At 46.6% G+C, this 5,710-nt stretch carries 4 protein-coding genes; 2 read left to right on the top strand and 2 right to left on the bottom strand.

Features of this window, described 5'->3' with window-relative positions; genetic code table 11:
• The coding region (locus tag VIP81_RS20785) for a HAMP domain-containing sensor histidine kinase (RefSeq protein ID WP_331965701.1) at positions 1 to 848 on the top strand (848 nt) is incomplete at its 5' end.
• Positions 817 to 1,512: a response regulator transcription factor gene (locus VIP81_RS20780; RefSeq protein ID WP_331965698.1), complete on the top strand. Its 696-nt coding sequence runs from the start codon at positions 817 to 819 to the stop codon at positions 1,510 to 1,512. The genes VIP81_RS20785 and VIP81_RS20780, both read left to right, overlap by 32 nt.
• A gap of 426 nt (positions 1,513 to 1,938) precedes the next feature.
• Here VIP81_RS20780 and VIP81_RS20775 read toward each other — a convergent pair whose 3' ends face one another.
• Positions 1,939 to 3,882 (bottom strand): c-type cytochrome, encoded by a 1,944-nt coding sequence (locus VIP81_RS20775; protein ID WP_331965695.1) that lies wholly within the window; start codon positions 3,880 to 3,882, stop codon positions 1,939 to 1,941.
• A gap of 21 nt (positions 3,883 to 3,903) precedes the next feature.
• A partial coding sequence (locus VIP81_RS20770) for a family 16 glycoside hydrolase (protein ID WP_331965692.1) occupies positions 3,904 to 5,710 on the bottom strand: 1,807 nt, incomplete at its 5' end.

Genomic DNA, 5,710 nt, shown 5'->3' with positions numbered 1-5,710 from the left:
ATAACCGCCGTACGCTGGTGCTGCAACAAATGAGATATACCATTCTGCCTGGTATACTAACGCTACTGGCAGTGGTAACACTCTTTGGCATTACGCTGCATAAATGGATCCGGCAAAAACATTTGTCCGACATGAAATCGGACTTCATCAATAATATTACGCACGAATTCAATACACCGATTACGGCTATTATTGTCGCCAATAAAAATATTCAGAACGAAAAAACACTGGGCAATAAACAAAGCGTCACCGCTTTGTCGGTGATCATTCACCGGCAGGCAGAACGCCTGAAACTATTGGTAGAAAAAGTAATCAATATTGCAGCGACCGAAAAACTGGAGCTCAAACGGACCACCAATGATCTGCAGGAACTGATCACTGAAATAATAGCCGTGTACAGTCTGAATACGGCTAATCAAACCATCTGTTTTACATTCATCAAAAATGACATTCCTGCGCATATTGAAACCGACACCTTTCATTTTACGACATTACTGCAAAACATTCTCGACAACGCGGTGAAGTATAATGATCAAACACAGAAGGAAATTACGCTCAGCATTGTGCCACAAAATGAAGGACTGGAACTGATCATAAAAGATAATGGTATTGGTATGAATGCCAATACCCAACGCCATATTTTTGAAAAATTCTATCGTCATCAGCCCCGTCTTTCCAAGCCCACCAAGGGTTTGGGACTTGGCCTTTATTATGTAAAGCAATGCGTTGATACGCATGGCTGGAAAATCAGGGTCCAAAGTGAGCCAGGAGCTGGCAGTACATTTACAATTAGCATACCTACAAAAACAACCTCACATGAAACATCACATTCTGCTGGTAGAAGATGAAATGGACCTGGGTAATGTAGTGAAGCAATACCTGGAGCTGATGGACTTTACTGTTGACTGGCAGCAAAACGGGCAGGCTGCATTGGAAGCCTTTACCGCCACGCCACAGGCATGGCATATTCTGTTGATAGATATTAATCTTCCTGAAATGGATGGCTTTGAATTTGCCCGAAGCGTTATGAAAATACAGCCAAATGTGCCTTTCCTTTTTCTGACGGCACGAGGCGAAAAGAAAGATCGTTTATATGGGCTGAAAATTGGTGCAGATGATTATATCGTAAAACCATTTGACGTAGATGAACTGGTATTGCGCATCAAAAATATCCTTAAACGAAACCAGGTGGTTAATAGTATTGCCACCGTCAATGCCATTGAGTTAGGCGGCATGCGCTTTCATAAGGATTCGCTGAAACTGGTAGCGCCGAATGGGAAAGAAACGATTTTAACACCGCTGGAAAGTGACCTGCTGCTACATTTTTATCACAACAGTAATAAAGTGATCCGGCGGGAAGATATCCTGCACCAGGTGTGGGGAGCCAATGATTATTTTGTGGGGAGAAGTCTGGATGTTTTTGTATCCCGCTTCCGCAAATACTTCCAGGGCAATGAAAACATCAGTATCCGGAATATTTACGGTATCGGGTTTATGTTTAACCTAACCTAAAGAAAAAAAGGGCGGGCCGCTACATCGCTCAAGGGCCCGCCCCTGCACATCTTGAACCATTACAAGATGCTGTGCCTGTTTATCAACCGTATCTTATTTATTTAAAAAAATTAATATCAGGGGAAAAACAAATACAGGAGGATTGAGCTGCTGCAATAGTGTTTTTCATAGTCATACATAGTTAACAGGTGTTTGCCAGAAAAAGTTCAAAAGGTGTTTCAGAAAAATTAATGCAGCGGAGTTTGTCTTTCCCAGGATTATACTGATTATACTGATTTTCCGGATGTTGTTTTACTGGATTAAAAAAAGATTAGCGAAGATAAAAGCAAACACCCGCTTCTATCTTCGCTAATCTTTTTAAATCAAAAAAGTAAAATCCCAAAAAATCAGTATAATCCTGGGAAAGACAAAAAATCGCTCTTTTACTTATTTAAGAGAGTTGATCCAGGTGGCAATCTTTGCCGCATCCGCTTGTGGCACCTGCGGGAAAGGAGGCATTGGCGTTGGATAGCCAGGCCAGTTTTCCGGCTTAGGATTTTTGATCAGCGCCAATATTTTTGCTACTGAATAGTTCCTTTTAGCTACGTCTCTGAAACCAGGACCTACTTGTTTTTTGTCAGGATTATGACAGGAAGAGCAGGTGTATTTATTCAGCAAAGGTTTTACCTGTTCGTAGGTTAATGCTTTGGCTGCTGCTGGTGTAGCGGCAGTGGATGCTGCTTTTGCATCGGCCACTTTGGTAGCGGTGGTCGCTGCTTTGGTAGCTGAGTTTTTGGTGCTCAGGGCAGATACCGGCAGTTTATCACCATCAGGAATATTGTTCAGGGTGTAGTATACATCCGGGTGCACCAGTGAGTAAGCTCTTTCGGTGGTACGGATACCATTCAGGCTCAGTTTGTGAATGTAGTACTGACGCAGGCCATCAATGACCAGTCGCACTTTCATGCCATCAGGAGATACCTGTACACCTTTGATGGTCAGCTTTTCTGAGTTCACAGTAGGGCTGCCGTATACCGGGTGATATTTGTAGATAAAGCTTTCTACATTATAGGAAGCGATATCTTCTGCATACTTTTTATCTACCGGCTGTGTGAAGGTGATTTCAAAACCATCAGGCATCGCGTTTACGGTTCTCATTTCAAAAGGAACGCGGTTGTTCCATACGAGGCGTTGGAGGCCCTGATTGGCATCACCGGCAGAACCCCATCCACGGTTGGTTTCACCCACAAAGAGGGAACCATCTTTACCCCAGGCGAGGCGCAGTACACCGGACTGGAATCCGCTTCTGAAATCCCAGGCAGCGCCCTGGTATTCGCCCTTTACTTTTTCCAGGTACACGCGCATAATCTTGCTTTGTCCCTGGTCACCGATCAGCACTTGTTTGGCGAAAGGACCAAAAGCGCCGTCCGGAATGGTGGTGAGCTGTGAGTTGGAGATTCCTAAAACACCGTGTGGCAGCCATACTGCAGGCAGCTGTACTTCAGGAAAATATTTCTTCATATCAAAGAGCGTAACAAACTTTTCGTTTTCTACGTTCTCTGGTTTGATGGCGTTGCCATTGGCATCTCTGCGGAAACGCGGATCTACTTTGGCATACAGTTCTTCTGTGGTCAGTTTCACAGGGGAGTTAGGCATACCTGTCCAGCGTAAACCGGCAGGGTGGCCTACGAAGCTACCTTTCTTCACGTGGGTGAGTCCACCGGAACCCATCCAGTCGCCCTGGTTTTCTGTGTAGAACAGTTCACCATCGATGGTACCTAAACCGCATGGGGAACGGAAACCGGTTGCCCATGGTTCCATTTTACCGTCTTCGGTGATGTGCATCATCCAGCCTCTCCAGGGAACACGGCTTTCACCACGCCACCACTCTTCGTCGCCGAAGGCTACGTTACCGGATACAAAGAAGGAGCCATCGGGGCCCAGTACGGGACCGAAACTATATTCATGATAGTGACCGGATAAAGGCCAGGAGAATACTGTTTCGAACAGATCCATCTTACCGTCCATGTTGGTATCGGTCATTTTTGTCAGTTCACCACGTTGTGCGCAGTAGAGGGAACCATTTTTGTAGGCCAGTCCCAGTACTTCATGCAGCCCGGAAGCTACTTTTTTGAAGTAAGGTTTGTTGCTGGTTGGATTCTCTACAATAAAGATATCACCACGGCGGGTAGCTACGCCCAGGTCGCCATTGGGAAGGGTGCATAAGCCACCTACTTCGAGCAGGGTACCTTCCGGGGAACTGATACGCGCAATGCGGAAAAAGTCCTCTTCCTTGGGAGATTCCTGCGCTTTTACGGAGGTGATAGCAGTCGTCATCAGGAACATACCTGCGGCTATTCCTGCTGTAATTCTTTTATATTTCAGTTTCATAATAGTCATTAGTATTGCTGCTTAGAAGATAACCGCATAACCTGTTTTAGCCTGTACCGGCACGATCAGTTCGGCGCGGCCGTTCTGGTTGCGGATGATGGGATTTGCCTTGGCATCGTCCATCTTCACATAATAAGATTTATCACCGATCACGTATAAACCGGGAGACACCTGTGTTATACTATCGCCTACGGCTATACGCAGATACAGGTCAGCGGCAGGTTGTTGTACCGTAACGGTACGGTGAATACCCTGATTTTCAGGCAGCACACTGATATCATCTGTTACAGCGGTACCATATACATTGTAATGGAAAGTAGGTTTGCCACTTTCATCGAGGGCATAACCTGTTGGGCGGAAGCCGGTGCCGGTAGTGTCGGCAGTCCAGGCGGCTTCTTTGCTGGCCAGTTTCTCAATGGCCAGGGAAGGCTGATTGGTCAGGACCTGCACCGTACCCATTGGACGGGAAGAACCATCGCCACGGTCGTGCCACATCGGGGTGGTGTTGAGGAATTCTCCGCGCCATACCTGCATGGGTAAACCATTGTCCATATCGTAGGTATAATGCACCTTAGCGGGACTACCTACTGATACAGCATGTACCACGCGTTTGCCGCCACGTACATCCATAAAGCTGCGCAATACGGTATTTTCGTTGGCGTTTACCAGGATAGGATCGGTAGGATCATCTACTGGTACATTGGTATCGCTGATAACAAATTCACGGATACCGGCTTCTTTCACCGATAAGGTCAGGGAAGCTTTGGCCCAGTCTGTATTTTTAGCATACAGTACTTCCACAGGATAGTCGCCTGGCTGCAGTTCAATAGTGCCATTGCCATCCCATCCACGTGGATTGATCACTGCCTGGTTATTTACTTTCAGCATACCCGGACCGCCGGAAGTATGAAGATTGAAACCATATTTACCAGCTGTTTTTACCGATAAGGTAGCGGTGTAGCGTACCAGGAATTCATTGTCCGGTAAGCCGGTGATGTTAGGTGTTAGTTGAGCGGCAGTGCCGGTAGCAACAGGTTTCAGCGTAGCGAAGTCGGGTTGCTTGTCGAACCGGCCTTTATATACGCTGTACTTCACATCCTGCAACGTTGGCTTCGGAGCGCTGTAGTTGCTGATCACGATATTTCGGAAAGCCACGCTCCCATGATCTCCCTGTAAACGGAGCGGTCCGGAAGGGACTTCATTATTTTGCATAGCGCCACGTGTAGGGCCAGACAGCACTACATTTTCCTGGATGGTTACACCATTTAGTTCCAGCTTTAAGATTACCGCATCGGCAATTTTATTACCGGCGGCGTCAAAGCGGGGTGCCTGGAAGGCAATCTTCATATGTTGCCATAACCCGGGAGCACGGCTTACATTCTGGCGGGGAGCATGGCCATCATAACCTTGCTGGCCTTCTGGTTTACTATCGTTCCAACGTTCGTAGATACCACCATTGTCTGATGCGCGCGGCGTAGTAGTACCCCAGCTATCGAGCAACTGAATCTCATATCTTCCCTGTAAGTAGATCCCTGAATTAGCACCTTTTGCCATGAGGTAATCGAGTTCCAGGTCCAGATCACCATGTTGTAATGAGCTGAAAAGATCTTGTCCGTGCGTGTCTTTTTTGCCAGGCAAATTTGCCAGGATGCCTGTACCATCTGTGGATTGCAGCAGGTTATTCTGCTGCAGATCTGCACTAACGCCACCGACTATACGCCAGTTGGTGGTAGGCTGCTGAAATGCAGATAAATCTGTTAAGGGCAATTTGCTTTGGGCCATCATCTGTTGACAACTGCCAATACTTAAAATCAATACCAAAGTTCTC

The sequence above is a fragment of the Chitinophaga sp. genome (genome assembly GCF_036566945.1).
Lineage (GTDB): Bacteria > Bacteroidota > Bacteroidia > Chitinophagales > Chitinophagaceae > Chitinophaga.
The sequence above is the reverse complement of the archived record's forward strand: the minus strand, read 5'-3'. Positions and strand labels throughout refer to the sequence as shown.

Excerpts from the sequence above, each read along its gene's own strand:
- VIP81_RS20775 (WP_331965695.1), bottom strand. The coding sequence starts at position 3,882 with ATGAAACTGAAATATAAAAGAATTACAGCAGGAATAGCCGCAGGTATG.
- VIP81_RS20780 (WP_331965698.1), top strand. The coding sequence starts at position 817 with ATGAAACATCACATTCTGCTGGTAGAAGATGAAATGGACCTGGGTAAT.